We start from the raw sequence: 23,114 nt of genomic DNA, 5'->3' as shown, positions 1-23,114 counted from the left end.
TCCATTAAGCAATTTGAAGATGATTTGTATACCCTCTTTGGATATGTATCTTCGATTCTGTGATATGAATCCAAAAAGAGGTTAAATGGAGGAAGTGACAAATAGGTTGCTTCCTCTTTTAAAACAAAAAATTATATATTTCATCCTGAAGGGAGTCTTCATATGATAGATTACTCATTAATAATTTCCATTAGCATTTATATGGCGGGCATGCTGTTAATCGGATATTTCGCCTACAAAAAAACCTCTAACCTAAATGATTACATGCTGGGCGACCGGGGTCTTGGCCCTGCTGTAACGGCATTAAGCGCCGGTGCTGCAGATATGAGCGGTTGGCTTTTAATGGGGATGCCAGGTGCCATGTTTGCAACAGGACTCAGTTCCATCTGGATTGTAATCGGCCTGACACTAGGTGCCTATGCGAACTGGCTGTATGTTGCACCAAGATTGAGAACGTATACAGAAGTAGCCAATAACTCCATTACGATCCCTGCTTTCCTGGAAAATCGTTTTGGTGAGGGCTCACGGATCTTAAGGCTCATTTCCGCTTTGGTTATCCTGATATTCTTTACCTTTTACGTTTCCTCCGGAATGGTATCTGGCGGAGTCTTATTCCAAAGTACATTTGGCCTAGATTACCATACAGGTCTATGGATCTTAACAGGTGTTGTCGTGGCCTATACTTTATTCGGCGGATTCCTGGCAGTAAGCTGGACAGACTTTGTTCAGGGAATCATCATGGTCGTTGCCTTGGTTCTTGTACCGATCGTTACCCTTTTCCATGTTGGCGGTTTCGGTCCTTCCATAGATACGGCACGTTCCATTGATCCAGCCTTATTGAATATTTTCACAGGGACGAGCTTTTTAGGAATCATCTCATTATTTGCATGGGGACTGGGTTACTTCGGACAGCCGCATATCATTGTCCGCTTTATGGCGATCAGTTCTGTTAAGGAAATCAAGAAAGCCCGTAATATCGGGATGAGCTGGATGATTTTCTCCAGTGTCGGTGCCATGCTGACTGGATTCATCGGTATCACGTATTTTTCTCAGAACGGTCTCAAGTTAGATGATCCTGAAACGATTTTTATAGAGTTAGGGGAAATACTTTTCCACCCACTTATCACTGGTTTCTTGATTTCCGCAATACTGGCAGCCGTCATGAGCACGATTTCTTCGCAGTTGTTGGTTACAGCTAGCTCTTTAACCGAGGATATATACAAAACCTTCTTCCGTCGTTCCGCTTCAGATAAAGAGCTTGTCTTCCTAGGCAGACTTTCTGTACTGATCATATCGATCATCGCGCTTATTCTCTCTTGGGAGAAAAATGACACGATTCTTGGACTTGTAGGGTATGCTTGGGCTGGATTCGGTTCTTCATTCGGTCCATTGGTCTTACTAAGCCTATGCTGGAAACGCATGACAAGATGGGGCGCATTAGCAGGGATGGTCGTTGGTGCCGGGACTGTGATTTTCTGGTCGATGGCAGGATTATCCGATACGCTTTATGAAATGATCCCTGGTTTTGGCGCAAGCTTGATTGCCATTATCGTGGTAAGTCTTCTTACAGCCAAGCCATCAAAAGAAGTAGAAGAGCAATTCGAGGAATTCGAAAGAACATTAAAACAATAATAAATCACCTAAAAGGAACGGTCTATGAAATTTTTTTCATAGACCGTTCCTTCTTTGTGCCCCTATACACATCATCCGTTTAAAAGTATTATTAAACTTAGTTGTCATATACTTCAAAAAATAACAGGGGGCCATATATGTCATTAGAAAAAATCCTGACTCTCACAAACATCAACGATATAACGGATATGGTCAGCACTTATTTAAAAAAACCAGTTGTCATCGAAAATGACCAATTTTTATTGCTGGCATATAGTTCATATTATATCGAGCACTTCGACCAAGCCAATCAGCAAACCATCTTCACTAAGCATTGGCCGATTCCAATCTTGGAGAAATTCATGGATGAGGGCATTGTCGAACAGCTTAAAACGGTGGAGCATCCATTTAGAGTGAAACAAATCGAGGAAATCGGTTTAAATCAAAGAGTTGTTGTAAGCGCTGTCCACAAAGGGCAGGTCTTCGGATTCATTTGGGTCCAAGAGACGGAAGTGATGCCTGATTCCGATTTGGAATTTTTACATGAGGTTTCCCATCATATCGGCAAGCTCCTCTATCAGAAAAAACAGATAAACATGAAAAAAGATGAAGAAAAAAATGAGTTTTACCAAAAGGTCATCGACGAAGTCTATCAAACGGAAAACCAAATAAAATGGGAAGCAGCCAATATGAGTCTTCTTATTCCGGAAACTTTCCTTGTAAATGTCTTTACCATCGCTCAATCCGATGCGGAACATTTCGATGAATTAACGGATACAGTCAGTCTATTCGCAAATGCATTGAATCATTTTTCCCATGTATTCACAAACCAATTGAAGATCATCGTCTTAATTGGTAGCAACGGAAAAGGGAAAGACCTGCTTTCTGATAGCGCCACTGATTTAACGAACACGGTTCTTTCCCAATTCAATGGCCAAAAGGTGTTCTCAGGAATCGGAAATGAGTATTCTTCGATTCTTCAATTAAGAAAATCCTATCTAGAAGCCCTGGAAGTGATCAATGCAGCCAAGTTCATCGGTAAACCTGAACAGCTTCCTTTTCAATATAGCAAACTTGGGATTTTCCGTTACCTCGAAATGATCTCCAATCATCATGGTAAAACGAATTATACCAATATGGATTTACAGATTCTGCAAAAGAAGGACCAGGAAAGCCAAACAAAGCTCCTTCAAACAATGGAAATATTTCTGTTGAATAATTGCCGGATAAAACCGACAGCTGAACAGCTATACATTCATACCAACACGTTAAAATACAGAATGAACCAAATAGCCGATCTCACTTCAATCGATTTTGATGACTTTCATTCACGGATACAGCTATACGTCGACTTACAACTATTAAAGCAGAAAAAATAGGAAATGCTTCTTTGGCTGGCCAGACTTTCAAGCTATCCTTTAAATCAGCTAAGAAATAAGAAACACGGCAAAGGTTCGATCCCGCTATTATTCATACTTTAAAGCCCTTGTGTAGCAAGGGTTTTTTCTTTTTATCCATCACTCCATTTTGATGTCCTGCTGGTCAGGTTTAAACTACACCTTATTGGTCCAAAAGCATCATGAAAATTCTATTTACTATCACGGTAAATCCATAGAGCCAAGCTAATTTAACGTTTTTAAGGGACAAAAGTAATCCTGCTGGAACCAAGAAAATCAATGCTTCCAGTAGCAAATGAAGTTGTGCTGATAGTTGTATGCTGGCCTTAGGGGAACCAAATGCCCCCCAAAGGATCACTATACCAATTGGGATAACAATGCTAAAAAAACTTTCATGATGCTGGTATTTCCTACTTTGAAACCCCAATAACCGTATACAGCAAGTGCAAAAATTTCTAATAAAAACCGAACGGATAAGTTTACCATTTGCAAGACAGCCAGAAAACCCATTTTAACCTTCCACCAGCTCATATTTATCTTTATTTATAACTATAGAATGGATTCCCTCAATATAAGTATTTAGCAGTATAGCAAAACTCTTATCGATATCAATCGGCATCCCAAACCCACCCATTTTTTCAATTGAAGTAAATCCATGTAAAATGCTCCTTAATCCTCTCACCAAGTGAATCGCCATTTCTTCCTTCAAATTATAGGCTTGTAGTACTTGGACAACAAGCTCTACAACTGATTGCTGTGCTTGTTGTAACTCCTTGTCTTCAGAATTTGGAAAACGGGTGGTAGCATCATAAAGTCCTGGATGAATTCTAGCAAATTCAACATATGCCTCACTAAGTGCCCTGATTGCATCATCACCGGAGCGTCCCACTGCTGCTTGAAGCATGTATTCATAAAGCTTTTTAACTCCATTTACTGCTAGTTTCTGTTTTAATCCATTTAGGCCGTCTAAATGGTTATATAACGAGGGGGGGCGTATTTGTAATTCTTCAGCCAACTTGCCTAACGAAAGATGATCAAGGCCGTTTTCATCAACTAGTTCTGTAGCTTTTTGTAAAATGATAGACAAATCTAACCTTATACGTTGAGACATCAATTTTTACCTCCTATTTTCATGATTGAAGTTTTAATTCTGCTTCAACTATTGCTCTGTCAATAGAATTCCCAGGGTGTTCTAGCATCTTCCCATGACCAACAGCAAGTAAACTCGGTTTATAACTTCTTAATTTCTTTACACTTTCAAGAGCGATAAGTTTATTCCATGTGGCAAAGGCCGGGAACGGAAATAAAGGTTTAATCATTCCAGACACCGCAGTTCCACCTCTAGTTTGTAAGGCATCCCCCACAATTAAACTATGATTCCGGGTGTCAAGAAGAGATATAGAACCAGGGGTATGTCCTGGTGAAAAAATAACTTCCAATGAACCAATACGGTCGCCCTCTTTGAGTAATAAGTCTGGTTGAGTTTGAATATTTTTAGGGACTCCTCCGCGGATTGGAGAGTTTGTTTCATTTTGTAGGAGGGTAGAATCACCAGCCAGTAATAACGCATCCCTAAAAGAAATACTCACTTGTAAATCAGGGATTAACGCTTTAATCCCGTCTAGTGCACCAACATGATCATCATGTGCGTGGGTAACTATTAATCTTGTTATCGGTTTTCCAATAATCCGAGCCGCATTTATTATACTTTTTGTACTGTAGGGTAAGGCTGCATCTATTAGTGTAAGACTATTCTCTTCTTCTACAAAATAACAGTTCACAGGAAATACACTTGGCATAAAAGATAGTTGATATACTGTACCAACCTTAGTCATTTTCATCTTTAATCAAACTCCCCCCAAAACTAATATAATTAATATTATAACTAATATGATTAGTTTTTCAATAATATTCCATGTTTAAAGATTTAAAAGTTAATCGCCAAGTCAATTTCTGCACGTAAGTAGTTCTTTATAAGTTTGTTGAATCTATGAAGGCGTGATTGTTCTATTTGCAAGCATTCTATCATTGAATATGTAAAAGATGAGCCGCATTGCCACTCATCTTTTACTCACACATCTTTAATTCAAATAAAATCATGGAAAATAAGATAAACGCCAGCAAAGCCGCTGGCGTCTAATCGTTTCAGGTATAAGTTAAGATACTTTAATAGCACCATGTATTTCTTGTTCCAATTGGTTTGTTCTTTCCGTTTTTGTTGATTCCGTCCAGCCAAAATATTCAGCCATATATTTAATTACTGCACTTTTATGTGTTTGGACTAAATCGATATCAAATAATAGGGTGCCGGTTCTGCGGAAGAAGAAATCAACCGGAGTTGCGGCCATTTCATGATCTAATGCGTATTGCAACTGTACGAACAACTTCTGTGGGAGGCCAGTGCGAGTTTCCACGTCCCCTTCACTTTTTGCGATATTGAACAAAACAGCCGCGTTTGATCCGTACATAGCCAATAATTCTTTGGAATCCTTAGCAGTGAGTCCTGAGTCAACCCCTATTTGAATATGTGTCTGGATATAATCAGAGAAATTGATTGATCCTCCGACATCCCCTCCAGAAATCGGCATTTTTTTGGTACTGCTATTAGGGTAAGATCTATTTGTTTGCTGAGAAAGCTTCCCGGCTACGAGGTCGACTGTAGTTTTTGCCATTTTGCGATATCCCGTTAATTTTCCTCCGGCAATTGTGATAAGACCAGAATCGGATTCCCATATTTCATCTTTTCTTGAAATTTCAGAAGGGTCTTTGCCTTCTTCAAGAATTAACGGTCTAACTCCAGCCCAGCTTGATTCGATATCCTCATCCGAAACTTTCACTTCTGGAAACATATAACCAATCGCCTTTAATAAATAGGCACGATCTTCCGATGTAACGGTAGGGACAGCAGGATCGCCATTATAAAAGGTGTCTGTAGTTCCAACGTAGGCCTTACCAGCTCGCGGTATGGCAAAAATCATCCGGCCATCGGGCGTATCAAAGTAAATCGCCTGCTTCAAAGGAAATTTCGATTGGTCAATTACAACATGAACACCCTTTGATAACTTCAGCGTTTTCCCTTTTTTCGATTGGTCTTTTTCACGGATCGAATCAACCCATGGACCTGCGGCATTGATAACTTTGTCTGCATATATTTCATACTGATTGCCTGATAGTATATCATTGACCTGGACGCCTATTACCTTGCCATTTTCATACAACAGTTTTTCTACTTTTGTATAATTTATCGGCGTCGCGCCTTTATCCACAGCCGCCTTCATCACTTCTATCGTCAGGCGTGCATCATCTGTACGGTATTCAACATAATGGCCTCCGCCTTTAAGTCCTTCTTTCTTTACAAGGGGTTCCATTTTCAGTGTTTCACTAACCGATAGCATTTTCCTTCGTTCACTTTTTTTGACGCCTGCTAGAAAATCATAGACTCGGAGTCCGATGGATGTACTGAATTTTCCAAATGTGCCGCCTTTATGCATTGGGAGCAGCATTCTTTCCGGTGTAGTCACATGTGGCCCATTTTCATAAACGATCTCTCTCTCTTTTCCAACCTCAGCAACCATTTTTATTTCAAATTGCTTTAGGTACCGCAAACCACCATGGACAAGCTTTGTTGAACGGCTTGATGTTCCTGCAGCAAAGTCCTGCATTTCCACCAATGCCACTTTCATTCCTCGAGTCGTTGCATCCAGGGAAATCCCTGCACCTGTAATTCCTCCGCCAATGACTAACACATCAAATTTTTCTTTTTTCAGAAGCTCAATTGTTTCTTCTCGATATATATTTGAAAACCTCATGCCTAACTCCTCCTTTGAGTGATACCTGCTTTTGTCGAGTAGTTGTTGGTTCTTGTATTTAAATAAGTTAATTTGTTCTCATAGTTTTCCATTCATATAGATATTAATTACCCTAATCTGCCAATAAAAACAAAAAAAGAGACCATAAATGCACATTATCGAATTCTCGATAACGCATTCATGGTCTCTCCTGTTCTCCGGCCGATTTATTAACTTGATTTTAGTATATCATACTCTAACTCATATTAGAAAGACTTCGCTTTGTTTTTATTTAACAGTTCAACCAAAGGGGCAGATTAGCTGAAGTAAAAACAAGGAAAGATGATTCCTATCTTATGCCGTATAAGACATATTATGTGCAACAATAAGAGTGAATTATTATCAAATTCACTCTTGAAAAATTATTTATCTTTTTATCGGACGTTCTAGAGTTAATATTTCATCTTCAAGTGAAGAAAATTGCTGTTCCACTACATGTTTAACATCTAAGACAGCAGCGTTATAGAAATGAGGAGCAAGTGACTCCTTAACGAAATCTAATACTCTTTCTGCAGCAAATTCAGTTATTTCTTCATCTCTTTCTTGTGAAAAAAAGTATTGAATGTCAGAAATCATTAATTGCTGTTGGTCTTTTGTAAGTTTTATAAACAAGTAAAACACTCCCTAATAAAATATATTACAGCTAACTATACATGTGAAATTCAGTAAATCACAGGCTATATTTTCATAAAATATTATGTACAAGTAAGAGTGGTAAAAACCCTTTATTATGGGTAGTTGAAACTAGATTTAATGCAGATGAGCATACCTCGACATTGTTTGGTTTAGGTTTTCTCGAATTAATTCTTTTATCATACCCGTATATCTTTATTGGATTATCAGTTTTACAGGAACAAAAGAAGAGCGAATTTAAACGTGATTCTAGTTAATAAAAACAAAATTTAAGGGGCGGTAGTTAGTTGAAGAAGATGAATACTTATAATAAAGTCATTTAATTTTATAGCCATCAATCAAGAAAACCGATACTACTGATGTAGAATCGGTTTTCTAAGTTCGTTAATTTAGTTGGAAAGTGGGTACTACAGAGTAAAAACTTTAACTATAAAGTTGTTTAATCATTCTTTCACTAACGCCCCAAACTGTTAAATAATCCTATAAATTACTGAAATTTAATACAAACGTCATATAGCTGTACATGTAATAAATCACCTAAATTAAAAATCATGCACGGTTACACAAAGTTGGATAATTACTCCAAACGGATCTCGTACAATGGCATATCCTGGACTAAACGCATTGGGTTCATATGGTACTAAAATGGCCACCTGTTCATGTTGAATAAGCGAGTCATAGAGATGTTTAATTACAATCTTATCTTGAGACTGAATACATAAAGATGAACTATTACCTAATTGCCAAGGTTGTGTATTGTCCATTTCTTTCTCTGCAAGCATAAGCTTATTCGCACCGATTTGCAAAACAGAATGTGTAATATACTCATCTTGACCTTCTCCATAAATAAAATTAGGATTCATTTCCTTCATCTCTTTATAATTTTTCTTAAAAAGAACGGTCGCCCCTAAATATTCCTTATAAAACTCAATAGCAGCTGCACCTTTACCATTCATCGATAGAAAGGGAATTACTTCAAAATTCATTTTATTGCCTCCTCAACAATTATTTATTACACTTACAAGTATATAAAATAAAGGTGACAAAAAACGGCACCATTAAGGGGTCATTTTATGAAAAAATCAGAACGCTTAAATCAAATGCTGCGTTTTATCAATCAAAAACAACAGTTTACGCTCCAAGATTTAATGCAAGAATTTCATATTTCTAAAAGAACTGCATTACGAGACATTTCTTCACTAGAGGAAATTGGCGCACCAATTTATGCAGAATATGGTCGGTATGGAGGTTATCATTTACTTAATCAAATGACACTACCCCCCATTTCTTTTAACAGTCAAGAAATTTATGCGCTTTATTTTGCAATGCAGGCACTACGCAGCTTTTCAAATCTACCTTTTCAAGTATCGCTTCATTCTATTCATGAGAAATTTATAAACGCGTTAGCAGAAAAACAACGTCAGCATATAGAGAGAATTCAAGATCGGGTAACCTTTCGACACACGGAGCAAATCAAAGAAAGCGCACATTTAGAAACTTTATTACTTGCAGCCATTAAAAATGAAGTATTAAAAATCAGTTATCAAACAATGCATCAAAAAAGCACTCGTAGCATTCAGCCAATCGCTATTTATGCAATGAAAGGCTATTGGTACTGCCAGGCTTATGATGTAACTAAAAAAGCTTATCGAGTATTCCGGTGTGATCGTATTACAACAGTGGAAATAACGAACATCGAACCATTAATTGACTTAAAGGAGATTAATGTTCACAATGCACATTCACTCTGGAAACCATCTGAAAAGGCAATTCAATTCAAGTGTTTAATAAATCAAGAAGGGGTTGAGCATTTTCAACAGCAACATTTCCCATCTATGAAGTTAATCACCGAGAGTGAAAGTACCTATATTGTTGGTTCGTATGAGCCAAATGAGCTTGAGTTTATAGTTAACTATATTGCTAGCTTTGGTAAGTCCATAAAAATAGTAGAACCTAATATATTAAGAGAACTTTTAAGAAAGTATTATATAGATTTACTAGATAATTTATAGAAGGCTAGTTTGTAAATTATTTCGTCTTATTTAAAGACTTTATTATGGTAATCTGCCCACATATTTAAAGCATTTTATTACTTTATTGTAAATTTAACAACAAAAAGACCACTATATAAGTGGCCTTCTTTATTTGTTAAATTTAGTGTTTATCAGAACCTTTATTTAAAAGCCATTGCTGCTTGAACAGCTTTTTTCCATCCGTCATATAATTTTTCACTTTCTTGCTCATCCATGGATGGTTTAAAGGTTTTGTCTATTGCCCACTGCTGAGCGATTTCCTCTTGGTCCTTCCAATAGCCAACAGCTAGTCCAGCCAAATACGCTGCACCAAGTGCTGTCGTTTCGTTTATAGTCGGCCTTTCAACAGGGACACGTAGTAGATCGCTTTGGAATTGCATTAAGAAGTCGTTCTTAACTGCACCGCCATCCACTCTCAATGTCTTCAGCTCAATACCTGAATCTGCCTCCATTGCATCGAGTACATCCTTCGTTTGATATGCAAGCGATTCAAGGGTAGCACGGACAAAATGCTCTTTAGATGTTCCACGAGTTAAGCCAAAAACCGCACCTCGGACATCGCTGTCCCAATACGGAGTCCCAAGCCCCACAAATGCAGGAACAACATAAACTCCATCAGTACTTTCTACACGTTTTGCATAGGCTTCACTGTCCTCGGCATTTTTTAGCATCCGTAAGCCATCACGCAGCCATTGAATCGCTGATCCTGCTACAAATATGCTGCCTTCTAATGCATATTCAACCTTGCCATTCAATCCCCAAGCAAGAGTTGTCAATAACCCGTGCTCGGAACTGACAGCCTTTTCACCCGTATTCATAAGCATGAAACAACCTGTTCCATACGTATTTTTAGCCATTCCTTCATTAAAACAAGCTTGGCCAAATAATGCTGCCTGTTGGTCACCTGCTGCTCCTGCAATTGGAATCGACTGGCCGAAGAAGTGATATTCGATCGTTTGGGCATACACTTCGGAAGAAGGTCTAACCTCTGGTAGCATTGATTTTGGAACAGTCAATATCTCCAGAAGCTCCTCGTCCCATTTCAGCTCATGAATATTATACATTAATGTCCGAGAAGCATTAGAATAGTCTGTTACATGGGCCTTGCCTCCTGATAGCTTCCAAATCAGCCAGGTATCAATGGTTCCGAATAACAACTTGCCTTCATCTGCTTTTTGGCGAGCTCCTTCCACATTATCCAGGATCCACTTCACTTTTGTACCGGAAAAATAGGCGTCTATTAACAATCCTGTTTTTTCTCGGAACAGATCATTAAGACCTCTTCCTTTCAATTCATCACAAATTTCGCTAGTTTGTCTGGACTGCCATACTATCGCATTATACACAGGGGTTCCTGTTTCTTTATCCCAAACGACTGTCGTTTCACGCTGATTAGTGATTCCAATACCAGCAATTTGCTCAGGCTTTACACTAGATTCCGATAGTACACCAGCAATCACTGCTAAAATTGATCCCCAAATCTCATTGGCGTTATGCTCTACCCAGCCTGGCTTAGGGAAATGCTGTGTGAATTCCTTTTGGGCCGAGTGGACGATCTCGCCCTTTTCGTTAAACAAAATCGCCCGTGAACTAGTTGTTCCTTGATCCAATGATAAGATATATTTTTCCATAATGTGTTTCCCCCCTTTTTAATTTAACTAGCAATGTTGCTAGTTTCTAACTCACGCGACTGCTTTTTTCCAAAAGTATATGCTAATACCAATATTATTAGGCTTGCTCCTAAAACAGTCCAAAAGACTGTCGTCAATTCACCTAAAAAGACTGCTTTATAGAAGACAGCTCCAAGTGCTCCACCGACAATCGGGCCAACAACCGGAATCCAAGCATAGCCCCAATTCGAATTTCCCTTACCTGGTATTGGCAGCATGAAGTGAGCAATACGAGGTCCAAGATCACGTGCAGGGTTTATGGCATAGCCTGTTGTTCCTCCGAGCGACATCCCGATAACAACAATCAATAAACCGACAGCAAATGGGTTCAGACCTTCTGTAAACTTGCCGGCTCCAATAAATAATAAGCCAAGAACAAGGATGAATGTACCAATCATTTCACTTAATAGATTTGAAAAAGTATGTGGGATAGCTGGTGAGGTTGCAAACACACCAAGCTTTGTACCTGGATCCTCCGTAGCTTTCCAGTGAGGCAAATAATGCAGGAATACAAGAGTCGCACCTATAATTGCCCCTATCATTTGCGCCACGATGTACCCTGGCACATCAGCCCAAGGAAAATCTCCATTGATAGCTAATGCTACTGTAACAGCCGGGTTTAAATGTGCTCCGCTTATGGAACCCACTGCAAAGACACCCATTGTAACAGCCAGTCCCCATGCAATCGTGATGACAATCCAGCCTGCATCTTTGGCATAAGATCCCTTTAAGGAAGATCCTGCCCCAATACCTGCACCAAATAAAATTAAAATCATCGTGCCTACTACTTCTCCCCAAAATGGAGTCATACATAACCCCTCCTCTTATAGAATGATGCCTTACCAACAAATAAAAGGAGATTCACAGCAGAACTTTCCTCAAAAAATGAGTATGTCTGGTGTGAATCTCCTAATCTCCGTCACATGTATTAACTTGTAATGTAAATATACTAGGTAGTGAAAACGCTGTCAATTAATTTATATAAAAACAAATGATTTTTTCTGTATTTTTTTTCCTCTATCACACATCAACTCCTATCTGAAATTAAAACATCTCCCATAATTCAGTTTTTGAAGTCGTGATTGACGAAGCTCCTGCCTCAAGGGCATTCAGGACTTCATCTGAAGAACGTATGAGCCCTCCAGCAAAGATAGGAGTTTGTAAGCGTTCCTTTACCTCTTTAATCATCCAAGGCATTGCGCCAGGCAAAACTTCGATATAATCAGGCTTTGTTTTCTGTACCAGCTTATAACTTTTCTCTAACGCATGTGAGTCAATTAAAAAGATTCGTTGAATGGCAATAACACCCTTTTGCTTCGCTTTCAAAATCACGCTGGATTTTGTTGAAATCAGGCCATATGGGCAATACTCCTGACAAATAAATTCTGTAGCGTATTCATCACTTTTAATACCATGAATTAAATCGACATGATAAATCATTTTCTTATTATGCTGCTTTGCCATTAAGCTTACATTTTTCAATTGTGATATATGCAAATCAAGAAACACACCTATTTCATAGGAACTTTCTAGAAATCTTTCGAAATCCTTCATGCTTGCCGAAGCAGGCAAAATTTTCTGGTCCATTCATTTTCCCCCTTATCTACCGGAAAAACTCAAAACTTTTAGTTATTTAGTATATTTTAAAGAACTTGATTTATCAAACACAATATTTCTTATTGAAGAATCGTCCTTTACCATATCCTTACACTAACATACCTGGTATCCCCTTTAAAATAGTACAGGTAAGAATGCTATCATTTCCTTAATTGCTTACCCTTTCTTCAATTCATCATAATGAAAGTTTAATTTTTAATGCACCTTCCACCAACTCATACGATTTAATAGTGCCCACGGGTATTCTTTTCACGATGTTCCAAGCATTAAAATTCATTTTGATCATTCTATTTTCAAATTCAAAAAATGGCGGTCTGTTAAATATCTTTTGGTTAATAAAATTCCTATCAATAGGCTTCATTTCTACTAATTCAAATGAAATCGTTCTTTTTTCCACGTGAATCGGTTTTAATGTAATACGGAAAGGCACGTTTTTCTTAAACATCATTTTTTTCACTTCCGTCGTTCCGAAAAGCACTATATGTACTGGCGTAATCTCGACTTTAACATCCTGCTCACCTGATTTCATCTTTATAATTCGCTCTAGCATAGACGCAGTTAACGTTATCGGTAAACCATTCCCGGAAATATTAGATGGATTGAACGTATTCATCGTGGTTTTCCCCCTCCAACTTAACTTACAGGTAACTTCATTCCATATGGAACGTCAGTTATAGCATATGCTGTCTTCACGAATGTAGTTAACCCTTCATAACATGCAAGGTCCTGGTGAATAATCGGTATATTCTAAATTTTACACCTTTCACCCTTGACCTTTATTAAAACTATCTGTATAGTCATACTTAATTTAATAAACAACTCTTATCAAGAGAGGTGGAGGGACTGGCCCTTTGATACCTCAGCAACAGACTTTAATGTACTGTGCTAATTCCAGAAGTGTAAAAACTTGAAGATAAGAAGAGTAAATTGCTTAGTAGCCAACACCTCTTCTTTTTTTAAAAGAAGAGGTTTTTTATTTTATAAAAAGAAAGAAGGAATGAAACATGTCAATCACAATAACAAAAGCACCATTTAGAGCAGATCACGTCGGGAGTTTATTAAGACCGGATAATTTACATGATGCTAGAAAGCAATTTAAAGACGGCACAATTACTGCAGAGCAACTTCGCGAAGTTGAAACGGAAGAAATCAAGCGGATTGTTGATAAGCAAATTGAAGTTGGACTAGAGGTAGTAACGGACGGTGAGTTTAGACGCACATGGTGGCACTTTGACTTCCTAGAGCATTTAAATGGAATCGATGGGTATGTAACTGAAAAAGGTCTCACATTCGATGGCGTGGAAACAGAGAGATACAATATTCGCAATACTGGGAAGGTTTCATTCAATCCTGAACATCCCTTCATTCATGACTTTATTGAATTGAACAAAATCGTTGCCGGACGTGCTGTTACGAAACAAACCATTCCTAGTCCCAATCAATTATTTGCTGTGGGTGTTTATAATGAAGACATCTACCCTGATATCGAAGACTATGCAAATGACATCATTAAAGCGTATCAATATGCTTTAAAGGCCTTTTATGAAGCTGGTGTACGTTACTTACAATTGGATGATGTTTATATTGCTAGACTTTCCTCTCCAGAATTTCAGTTCAAAGATGGAAAATACTCTAGAGAACAATTAATTGATTTAGCATTGCGCGTAATTAATGGGGCTTTGGAGGGAAAACCAGAGGATTTGGTCGTCACGACACACTTATGTCGCGGGAACTATCAATCAACGTGGGCGTTTGAAGGAAGCTATGCACGTATCGCACCAACATTATTGGCAAAAGAAAAAGTAAATGGATTCTTCCTGGAATATGACGATAACCGTTCAGGAGATTTCAAACCGTTAGAATACATTCCAAATGGCGGAGCACGAGTTGTTCTAGGAGTCGTCACTTCAAAAAATGGAGAAATCGAAGACAAAGAAGCAGTTATAGCTCGTATTAAAGAAGCTTCACAATTCGTGCCACTCGAACAATTATGCTTAAGTCCACAATGCGGATTCGCTTCCACCCATCATGGCAATAAGCTAACGGAAGAACAACAATGGGAAAAGTTGAAATTTATTGTTGATGTAGCGAAAGAAGTTTGGGGATAAAGAAATATTATAGAAAGAGCAACGCATTCAAATAAAGCGTTGCTCTTTCTATATTGTCTATATATCAGCATCCTCTATTTCATGAGGAAGTTTGAGTTATTAATCAAAATGCAATTTATAATCCTCTGCTTTAATCAGTTTTAATTTTTTCGAGAATATATAGATAAGACCTAGGTTCAATACAATCGGAAGAATAAAGAAAGTACTTAGCATGATTGCTACATTCTCAACGACCCATCCACCTTCAGCCAGTTTCATATAATTTAATGGACCAACTAGACCTGATAAACCGAACCCAGCACTATAGGGTGTGCCTTGAATATTTAACAGACCGGCCAAAGCACCAAGAATCGCAGCTGTGATCAACATCGGAAAAGCGATCTTCGGTTTCATGAAGAAGTTTCTCATTTGAATTTTTGGTGAGCCTAATACATGTGCTAATGCCGTTCCAAGGGAGTTTGCTTTATAACTTGCAATGGCCAGACCAACGCCTGCTGCAACAATACCTAGATTAGCCGCACCAGAGCCAATACCTGAAAGCATGATCACAGTGGCTACCCCTACTGTTGAAATAGGCGACAAAATTATGAGACAGAACACAACAGAAATAATAGCTCCCATTATAATTGGTTGTAATGATGTCACATTTGAAATAGCGACTCCCAGTAAACCAGTGGAAGATTTCACAAATGGTAGAATTAAATACCCAATCATCCCTGGCACTAATATGCTTAAAGTCGGCATCAATAAAATGGAATATGCTTTTAATCGGTCACCAATTAATTGAACAAATAACACAGTCAGTGCGGCTGTAATTCCTGTATTAATAACGATTCCAATACCATTTAGGGCAAATAAACCATCAGCCGTTTTTTGAATAGCACCACTACCGACCATTGCCGCGATCCCAACACTTGCTGTTTGTATAGATGTTAGCTTAAATGTAATCCCTACCATCACACCAATCATAACAGGTAACAAACTCATCACAAAAACTGTAATATCGAATATATGTTGTAATACTGGAAAATGAGGAATCAATAACTTAAGTACTTCCCCTAACAAAGCATTTGGAATTAAGGAAACAACAATCCCTATACTCATTCCAGTTAGTAATTTACTGAAAAAATCTTTCATCCTACTAATCTCCTATCCCGTCTCTATAATGTAGAATATTATAAGGAATATTCTGATAATAGTCAAAGGATTTTTTTAGCACTTTACCGCGAAAGCGCGAAAAAGTTTATGAGGTTCTCCTACGTCTTTACCCTATTCTATTTCATCCAAGCACAAAAAAAGAACGAGCATCAAGAACGTCCCTTTTTACTTGCAACTATCATCATCATCCATTTTCTTCACCAATATATCATCAGTCACCCTATCTTCCAACTTGTTCCTCAAGGCCAATTCTGCAGCCTTCCCATCACTAGGCGACCCGTCCGAGAAATACATTGGAAACAAGGAGAAAAACATAATATAGAAGGAAAAATATATGAATTGGTACCATATTACTGAGCTTTCCAAGATATTCTGATACACTAAGCTATATATGATTAGCATACTGACTAAATTAAAGATAGAGCCCCCTAAATAAATCAGCATATTCGTCAATCGATTATCATGTTTCAATCCCCTAAACTCGCATGTCCCATTCCAAAAATAATATTTCCTCACCTCTATGTTACAAAAGGAGAAAAGTTTATTCCCACATCCGATCAAGATTCTCTTTTCTGATCCTCCGAAGATCGTAACAAAGAAGATATGCCCGCTCAAATGTATCAGTGTAACGATTGGCATAATCAGAAAAAAAGAAAATAGAAATTTAATGATATCATAGAGACCAAAGATTATTATCATCCTCCTATCTAGAGCTTTTTCTTATAAATCCTTTGTTGAAGGATGATACTCTGATACCCGGTAAACGCTAGTTGTAACTGGTAATTTTTAGCACACACGTCTTGTTGCTTTCATTGATAAAAGATTAATTTGGCCTTTCTCCGATTAATTCGACCTTCCTCCACTTATTTCGTCCTTCATCCACTTTATTCGTCCTTCATCCAATTAATTCGACCTTCCTCCGATTTATTCGTCCTTCCTCCCACTTAATTCGTCCTTTCTCCTACTTAATTCGACCTTCCTCCGCTTTATTCGGCCTTCCTCCTACTTATTTCGTCCTTCATCCACTTTATTCGTCCTTCATCCAATTAATTCGACCTTCCTCCGATTTATTCGTCCTTCCTCCGCTTTATTCGTCCTTCCTCCCACTTAATTCGTCCTTTCTCCTACTTAATTCGACCTTCCTCCGCTTTATTCGTCCTTCATCCACTTAATTTGACCTTCCTCCCACTTAATTCGTCCTTCATCCACTTTATTCGTCCTTCATCCACTTATTTCGTCCTTCCTCCATTTAGCTCGGCCTCATAAATGTTGCAGCACTATGAGTACAGGAGTATTTACGTCGTTGCAGCGAAGATTGAATTCAAAAAAATTAGGCTATCTCTCTCCAAAAAGATTTTGGAAAAGTGACAGCCTTTAAATATATATATCATTTTAGCTAGGTCCGTTTCTTTATTTAGCGATTAAAGGTGTGGAGAACTTCTTCATTGCTTTGTCCTGGCTTCAGCCCTGTATGTTTATAATCAGGGGTAAAAACCGATGTTTTGATTGGACAGGCAATTTGCTTCTGGATGCTTCCTTTTCCGTCAGGTATTTCAACAATCATGCCCCGTTCCTTAAGTTGGGGATGATTGGTCGCTTCGGTAAAAGTCAGTACTGGTTCTACACAGGCCTCAGAATCAGCAAATATTTCTTTCCATTCATCAAAGTTCTTTTCAAGAAAAGCACGTTGGACAGCTGTTTTAAATCTACTTCCACTCTCAGCATCTCTACTCAAGCTTAGTTCATACAATTCGGGCTTGAGGATTGCTTCACATAGAGCTTTACGGAATGGAGGCTCCAGGCTTCCTACCGAAAAATAACGCCCATCTTTCGTTTCGTAAAAGTCATAAAATGACCCTCCGTTTAACATCAATTTCTCTGGCTCAAGCTCCATGCCCCCTTGTAAATTCAGAGGTGCGGATATGGCATTTAAAGCGAAACTGCAGTCGGTCATGCTGATGTCGATGTATTGGCCTTCCCCCGTTCTGTCTCTATAAATGACTGCGGACAAAATACCGATAATAGCATGCAATGACCCTCCTGCAAGATCAGCTATTTGCGTTCCGTTCTTTGCTGGGCCGTCTTTTTGCGTACCGGAATAGCCTGATAATCCTGCAATCGAAATATAATTGATGTCATGACCCGGGCGGTCTTTGTATGGACCGGTTTGGCCAAATCCTGTGATTGAACAATAAATTAACTTCGGATTGATTTGTTTTAAAACCTCGTACCCCAGCCCTAAGCGCTCCATGACACCTGGCCGGAATTGTTCAAGGACGATATCGTATTCTTTCACTAAATTTTTTACGGCTTCGATGGACTCCGACTGTTTTAAATCAAGGGTAATCGATTGCTTTGATCTGTTAAGATATTGATTCACACCCCATGAATCCCCTGCTGCCGGCCTTTCTACCTTCAAAACATCTGCTCCTAAATCAGCTAGCATCAAAGTGGCAAATGGTCCGGGCAGTAGCGTTGAAAAGTCCAATACTTTCAAATTAGTCAATAGAGTCATAAGCGCGCACCTTCCTTTTCTAGGATTAGATACTTCAAACGGTTAAAGTCTGGCTTTCTCTTCTCGAAGATGGCAGTTCCCCCGTCGTACTAGCATGCATTCCTTTGCTTTTTTTAAAAAATTTGAAAGAGATTAGAATGATACATAGAGTCTCCTTTAGCTAATTTTATAGAAAAACACACATAGAGATTACGTTTATCATATAACATCCCTCTTTGAATTTGTATTAATTTCCATTTATCACAAAATAAAAAAGGCCAGGAATCCCGCTCCCGGCTTTAAATAAAAATTTTGAATGGCGAAGATAAATAAACCTACATGCACATAGCTGTTTTACATATAGACAAATAAAAACCGGACAACTTAAAACAACGTTGTCCGGCTGATTTTACTTAAAGCATTATCATTCGTATTTTTTGTCAAAGTCAAACTCCACTTCCTCAAGTTTAACGAATTTAGTTTTCCTTACCAGTTTATATCCAAACCATAGACCAAGGAAAAGTGGGATTCCTAGGTATGCAGCTATTACACTGCCCCAATCAATGTGGTCTGAAAAAAACGCTTGAAAATTTTGAGATAGAATAACGATTAAGCCAATCACAATAGCAAAAATCGGTCCAATCGGAAACCATAATGCCTTATATGGCAGCTTCTCCAATGAATGGCCTTGAGCTATATAAGCTTTACGGAAACGATAATGACTGATAGAAATACCTAGCCAGAAGATAAATCCTGTAATACCAATAGCATTCATTAACCATATATACACTTTACCATCACCAAAAATAGAAGCTAAAAATGCAAGCATACCGATGGCACATGTCAAAATCATACCCGCAACCGGCACTCCGCGTTTGTTAAGTTTTGCAAAAATGCGTGGTGCTTGCCCATCTTTAGCCATTGAATATAACATACGCGTCGAAGCATATAAACTAGAGTTACCTGCTGACAATACCGCTGTTAAAATGACTGCATTCATGAGCGAAGCTGCAAAAGCAACTCCAGCCTTTTCAAATATAAGCGTGAATGGGCTGACCATAACATTATCCCCTTGTAAACTTTGGCTTGTATAAGGGATAAGTAACCCTATCACAAAGATTGCCAATACGTAAAAGAGTAGGATTCTCCAAAAAACGCTTTTAATAGCCTTTGGTATATTTTTGGCTGGGTCTTCACTTTCACCTGCAGCCACACCGACGATTTCTGTACCTTGAAAAGAAAAGCCAGCTGCAATAAACACAATGAAGACACCCATAAAACCACCCGGGAAAGGCGCGTCATCGATTGTAAAGTTCTTAAAACCTACTGCTTCGCCACCCATGATGCCAACAATCATTAGTATGCCAACGATTATAAAAATAACGATGGCCGTTACTTTTATGAAGGAAAACCAGTATTCCCCTTCACCATATCCTTTAACGGATAAATAGTTTAATAGGAAAATGAGCACCAAGAATGATGAACTCCACAACAATGATGGACTATTCGGAAACCAAAATTTCATAATCATTGTTGAGGCTGCCAACTCCGCCGCTATGGTCATCGACCAATTGAACCAGTACGTCCATCCCAAGGCAAACCCAAATGCCGGATCGACGAATTTCGTTCCATAGGTACTGAATGAACCGCTTGTCGGCATAAAGGCTGCCAGTTCCCCTAAGCTGGTCATCACGAAGTACACCATTGCCCCAACTAAGGCATAAGCAAGTAATGCGCCGCCTGGCCCAGCTGTATGAATGGCTGCCCCGCTGCTAAGAAACAGCCCGGTGCCAATAGCCCCTCCAATAGAAATCATCGTTAAATGACGGGATTTCAAACCGCGCTTTAATTCTTGTTCTTCTTGCTTTGGAGGATGCTGAAAGATGTCATTTTCTTGTTTTGGTATCATAACTTTTCATCCCTTTCTATATAAGCGCTTACATGTATGGGGAAATCCATTTAATAAATTTTCCTATTTCATAGACTTTCAAATAGACCTAATTTACAATTCGAATATTCCTTTTCTGAATATATGCAATTTTCATGCCAAATTTTCAAACTGCAATATTCAACAAATTATTTTAAAAAACGCTTTCAATAGACAAAATATTTTGCACTTTATGCCATGTTTTTTTGCACTTTATGCCATGTTTTTTTGCAGCATAAAAAAAGCGGGACTTATAAAATACTAAGCTCATTTCATACACCCTTAAATATATTCCAAATATTACTAGAAGAATATTTGGAAAGAACATTTCTATTAAGAACCATTTTTCTCCATTTTATTCCTTTAAATGTCATATTTTTTGCGTGTTTTCTCCATTTGATAATAATATGAAACGATGTAAAAATGAGGTATTCTCATGAAGGAGTTGAAAGGTTATGAAAGGTAAGGTATTTTTAGGAACTGCACTATCTATCGGTCTATTATTTTCTGCTATTCCCCAACAAGAAGCTTTAGCGGCAAAAAACGTGTTAAGCGTTGAAAAGTATAATAAGCATAGAGATTCGCTAGAATTCAAGTCTGGGAAACTCACAGAACCTTCAAAGCAGACGGCAGAGGATATCATTCTTACCTTTTTTGATAAAAACACAAAGTCTTACAAGTTAGAGAAGCAAAAGGCGAAAGACTCCTTCATTATCCAAAAAGAAAGTAAGGATGAACTTGGAAATACCGCTCTAAGATTGCAACAAACCTATAAGGGCGTACCTGTATGGAATTCTACACAGGCAGTATTAATTGACGCTCAAGGTGTTTTAACAGTCGTGTCCGGAACAGTTGAAGCCAATTTAAACACTAAATTAGGGAAAAAGGCTAAAAAAGGCATCAGTAAATCAGAAGCAATCCAAATAGCCGAAACAGATATTGGATTCACTCCTTCCTACGAACAATCTCCTGAATCAGAGCTATATGTATACGCCAATGAAGGAAAGGCTGACTATGTATATAAGGTCAATTTAAATTTCTTAGATCCGGAACCAGGAAACTATAATTATTTCATTTCAGTCAAAACAGGTGAAATATTGAATAAATATAACACCCTTGATGAAGTGACGGGGACCAATTCCGTCGGTACGGGCGTCGGAGTCCTAAACAATACCGTATCGGTAAACACTACCTTATCGAGCGGTAAATATTATCTACAAGACAATACACGTGGCAAAGGTATTTTCACCTATAATGCTAATAACCGGTCAAAATTGCCTGGTACACTCTTATCCAATACAACCAACGCTTTTACTTCTTCTACCGATAAAGCTGCAGTGGATGCTCATTTTTATGCTGGTAAAACCTATGATTATTACAAATCCATGTTTGGACGGAACTCTTACGATGGAAATGGAGCCATCCTAAAGTCAACCGTTCATTATGGTTCGAAATACAATAATGCTTTTTGGGATGGTACACAAATGGTTTACGGTGATGGGGACGGCACGACGTTCATCCCATTGTCAGGCGGCTTAGACGTTGTTTCACATGAATTGACACATGCTGTAACTTCTACGGAATCGAATTTGACCTATCAGAATGAATCCGGTGCTTTGAATGAAGCGATTTCTGATATTTTTGGCACCGCTGTTGAATTTAAGAATCAAAGTGCAAAAGCGGACTATCTGATAGGAGAAGATATTTATACACCTAATATTTCCGGTGATGCCCTCCGTTCAATGGCCAACCCAACATTGAATGGCGACCCTGACCATTATACGAACCGTTATACAGGATCGGGCGACAATGGCGGCGTCCATACGAACAGCGGAATCATTAATAAGGCAGCTTATCTTATCTCCGCGGGCGGCACTCACCATGGTGTGACCGTAACTGGAATTGGCATTGATAAACTAGGAACCATCTTTTACCGGGCCAACACGACTTATTTAACTTCCTCGTCCACTTTTTCACAAGCCAGAGCAGCAGTCGTCCAATCTGCCGCTGATTTATATGGTTCAAGCAGTGCAGAAGCCACTGCAGTCAAAAACGCTTTTACAGCTGTCGGTGTGAATTAAGAGATCCACCCTATGAATTTTTATATGTCTAGGCTAATCTAATAAGTAGGACAACCTTAACACCTCCCTAAATGTACAGAAAAAAGTACATGTTAGCTGAGGTGTTTTTTTATAAGTATAAATGTAAGCAACAACCCGCACCCAAACCTGAGTACATAGGATTTAGAATAGTATAGAAGAAGACAAAAGCATTAAAAAACAGTCACTTTTGGAAAGAGACTGTATTTCATTAAATACACTGGTGGCTTTTAAACGATTGTGCCCCACAGTATGAATGTATGCCGTGCCACTTACAATTTACGGACAGGAAAGGAGTACAGCTCCTACTGTGTATGACGCATGAGTTACCATTTCCGCACAGGGAAACGCGTCCTACTATAAATCCATCATTTATCATTTCAGGACGCCCTTACTAAAAATAATAAGCACAATATTAAAAAGTCGCGCACCTTATAGGAAGTTCGTTCCGGACGTTCGTAAAAGGACGCGAGAGTAAAGGACATTCGTATAGTATTTTCGTGCTTTAACGAACGTGAA

At 38.5% G+C, this 23,114-nt stretch carries 20 protein-coding genes and 1 riboswitch; of the genes, 5 read left to right on the top strand and 15 right to left on the bottom strand.

Going from position 1 to position 23,114, the window contains the following annotated elements:
* Nucleotides 1-162: 162 nt before the first annotated feature.
* Both putP and JFU50_RS12995 read left to right on the top strand, forming a co-directional pair.
* Nucleotides 163-1,632 (top strand): sodium/proline symporter PutP, encoded by a 1,470-nt coding sequence (putP, locus tag JFU50_RS13000; protein WP_207196206.1) that lies wholly within the window; start codon nt 163-165, stop codon nt 1,630-1,632.
* A gap of 137 nt (nt 1,633-1,769) precedes the next feature.
* Nucleotides 1,770-2,990, top strand: a complete 1,221-nt coding sequence (locus JFU50_RS12995) for a PucR family transcriptional regulator (RefSeq protein WP_201222827.1) — start codon at nt 1,770-1,772, stop codon at nt 2,988-2,990.
* A gap of 181 nt (nt 2,991-3,171) precedes the next feature.
* Here JFU50_RS12995 and JFU50_RS31975 read toward each other — a convergent pair whose 3' ends face one another.
* From JFU50_RS31975 to JFU50_RS12960, 7 genes are all read right to left on the bottom strand, one after another.
* Entirely contained in the window at nt 3,172-3,435 is a 264-nt protein-coding gene (locus tag JFU50_RS31975; RefSeq protein ID WP_201254028.1) for a YrdB family protein, read from the bottom strand.
* Nucleotides 3,366-3,539, bottom strand: coding sequence for a DUF2568 domain-containing protein (locus JFU50_RS12985; protein ID WP_207196208.1), 174 nt, complete (start codon nt 3,537-3,539; stop codon nt 3,366-3,368). Before JFU50_RS12985 ends, JFU50_RS31975 begins: the two co-directional genes overlap by 70 nt.
* The gene (locus tag JFU50_RS12980; RefSeq protein WP_201222820.1) at nt 3,520-4,119 is read right to left on the bottom strand and encodes a TetR/AcrR family transcriptional regulator; all 600 of its coding nucleotides are present in this window, start codon (nt 4,117-4,119) and stop codon (nt 3,520-3,522) included. The genes JFU50_RS12985 and JFU50_RS12980 overlap by 20 nt, the downstream gene beginning before the upstream one ends.
* A 19-nt stretch (nt 4,120-4,138) precedes the next feature.
* Nucleotides 4,139-4,849 (bottom strand): MBL fold metallo-hydrolase, encoded by a 711-nt coding sequence (locus JFU50_RS12975; RefSeq protein ID WP_201222818.1) that lies wholly within the window; start codon nt 4,847-4,849, stop codon nt 4,139-4,141.
* A gap of 315 nt (nt 4,850-5,164) precedes the next feature.
* Complete coding sequence (locus JFU50_RS12970; protein WP_056523138.1) at nt 5,165-6,817, bottom strand: glycerol-3-phosphate dehydrogenase/oxidase; 1,653 nt, start codon at nt 6,815-6,817, stop codon at nt 5,165-5,167.
* A 405-nt stretch (nt 6,818-7,222) separates the two neighbouring features.
* A complete protein-coding gene (locus tag JFU50_RS12965; protein ID WP_053348825.1) occupies nt 7,223-7,468 on the bottom strand; it encodes a DUF2164 domain-containing protein in 246 nt (81 codons plus the stop codon).
* Between the two features lie 563 nt (nt 7,469-8,031).
* Nucleotides 8,032-8,475: a VOC family protein gene (locus tag JFU50_RS12960; RefSeq protein ID WP_201187059.1), complete on the bottom strand. Its 444-nt coding sequence runs from the start codon at nt 8,473-8,475 to the stop codon at nt 8,032-8,034.
* Between the two features lie 87 nt (nt 8,476-8,562).
* Between JFU50_RS12960 and JFU50_RS12955 the strand changes: the two genes are divergently transcribed.
* Nucleotides 8,563-9,501: a helix-turn-helix transcriptional regulator gene (locus JFU50_RS12955; RefSeq protein ID WP_201222816.1), complete on the top strand. Its 939-nt coding sequence runs from the start codon at nt 8,563-8,565 to the stop codon at nt 9,499-9,501.
* Between the two features lie 161 nt (nt 9,502-9,662).
* Here JFU50_RS12955 and glpK read toward each other — a convergent pair whose 3' ends face one another.
* The 4 genes from glpK to JFU50_RS12935 form a co-directional block, all read right to left on the bottom strand.
* A complete protein-coding gene (gene glpK / locus JFU50_RS12950; RefSeq protein WP_201222814.1) occupies nt 9,663-11,153 on the bottom strand; it encodes a glycerol kinase GlpK in 1,491 nt (496 codons plus the stop codon).
* A gap of 23 nt (nt 11,154-11,176) precedes the next feature.
* Nucleotides 11,177-12,001 (bottom strand): MIP/aquaporin family protein, encoded by an 825-nt coding sequence (locus JFU50_RS12945; RefSeq protein WP_201222812.1) that lies wholly within the window; start codon nt 11,999-12,001, stop codon nt 11,177-11,179.
* A 235-nt stretch (nt 12,002-12,236) separates the two neighbouring features.
* A complete protein-coding gene (locus tag JFU50_RS12940; protein WP_053348820.1) occupies nt 12,237-12,779 on the bottom strand; it encodes a glycerol-3-phosphate responsive antiterminator in 543 nt (180 codons plus the stop codon).
* A gap of 205 nt (nt 12,780-12,984) precedes the next feature.
* Nucleotides 12,985-13,422: a hypothetical protein gene (locus JFU50_RS12935; RefSeq protein ID WP_201187065.1), complete on the bottom strand. Its 438-nt coding sequence runs from the start codon at nt 13,420-13,422 to the stop codon at nt 12,985-12,987.
* A 206-nt stretch (nt 13,423-13,628) separates the two neighbouring features.
* Nucleotides 13,629-13,729: riboswitch (SAM riboswitch) on the top strand.
* A gap of 84 nt (nt 13,730-13,813) precedes the next feature.
* Here JFU50_RS12935 and JFU50_RS12930 point away from each other — a divergent pair.
* Nucleotides 13,814-14,917 carry a 5-methyltetrahydropteroyltriglutamate--homocysteine S-methyltransferase gene (locus JFU50_RS12930; RefSeq protein WP_201222811.1) on the top strand — a complete coding sequence of 368 codons (1,104 nt, stop codon included), beginning with the start codon at nt 13,814-13,816 and terminating at the stop codon, nt 14,915-14,917.
* Nucleotides 14,918-15,016: 99 nt separating this feature from the next.
* Here the strand turns inward: JFU50_RS12930 and JFU50_RS12925 are convergent, their stop codons facing one another.
* The 4 genes from JFU50_RS12925 to JFU50_RS12910 all read right to left on the bottom strand — a co-directional run bounded on the left by JFU50_RS12925 (nt 15,017) and on the right by JFU50_RS12910 (nt 20,478).
* The gene (locus JFU50_RS12925) at nt 15,017-16,054 is read right to left on the bottom strand and encodes a PTS transporter subunit IIC (protein ID WP_201222810.1); all 1,038 of its coding nucleotides are present in this window, start codon (nt 16,052-16,054) and stop codon (nt 15,017-15,019) included.
* A gap of 186 nt (nt 16,055-16,240) precedes the next feature.
* Nucleotides 16,241-16,774 (bottom strand): hypothetical protein, encoded by a 534-nt coding sequence (locus tag JFU50_RS12920; RefSeq protein WP_176527617.1) that lies wholly within the window; start codon nt 16,772-16,774, stop codon nt 16,241-16,243.
* Nucleotides 16,775-17,489: 715 nt separating this feature from the next.
* Complete coding sequence (locus JFU50_RS12915; protein WP_201222809.1) at nt 17,490-18,590, bottom strand: CaiB/BaiF CoA transferase family protein; 1,101 nt, start codon at nt 18,588-18,590, stop codon at nt 17,490-17,492.
* A gap of 403 nt (nt 18,591-18,993) precedes the next feature.
* Entirely contained in the window at nt 18,994-20,478 is a 1,485-nt protein-coding gene (locus JFU50_RS12910; RefSeq protein ID WP_201187069.1) for an amino acid permease, read from the bottom strand.
* Between the two features lie 473 nt (nt 20,479-20,951).
* Here JFU50_RS12910 and JFU50_RS12905 point away from each other — a divergent pair, with 473 nt between their 5' ends.
* The gene (locus JFU50_RS12905) at nt 20,952-22,577 is read left to right on the top strand and encodes a M4 family metallopeptidase (RefSeq protein WP_201222808.1); all 1,626 of its coding nucleotides are present in this window, start codon (nt 20,952-20,954) and stop codon (nt 22,575-22,577) included.
* Nucleotides 22,578-23,114: the final 537 nt, after the last annotated feature.

Source organism: Peribacillus sp. TH14, from assembly GCF_016651145.1.
In the GTDB taxonomy this organism is placed as follows: Bacteria; Bacillota; Bacilli; order Bacillales; family DSM-1321; genus Peribacillus; species Peribacillus butanolivorans.
Note: the sequence above shows the minus strand (reverse complement) of the source record. Positions and strands in the feature narration are given on the sequence as shown.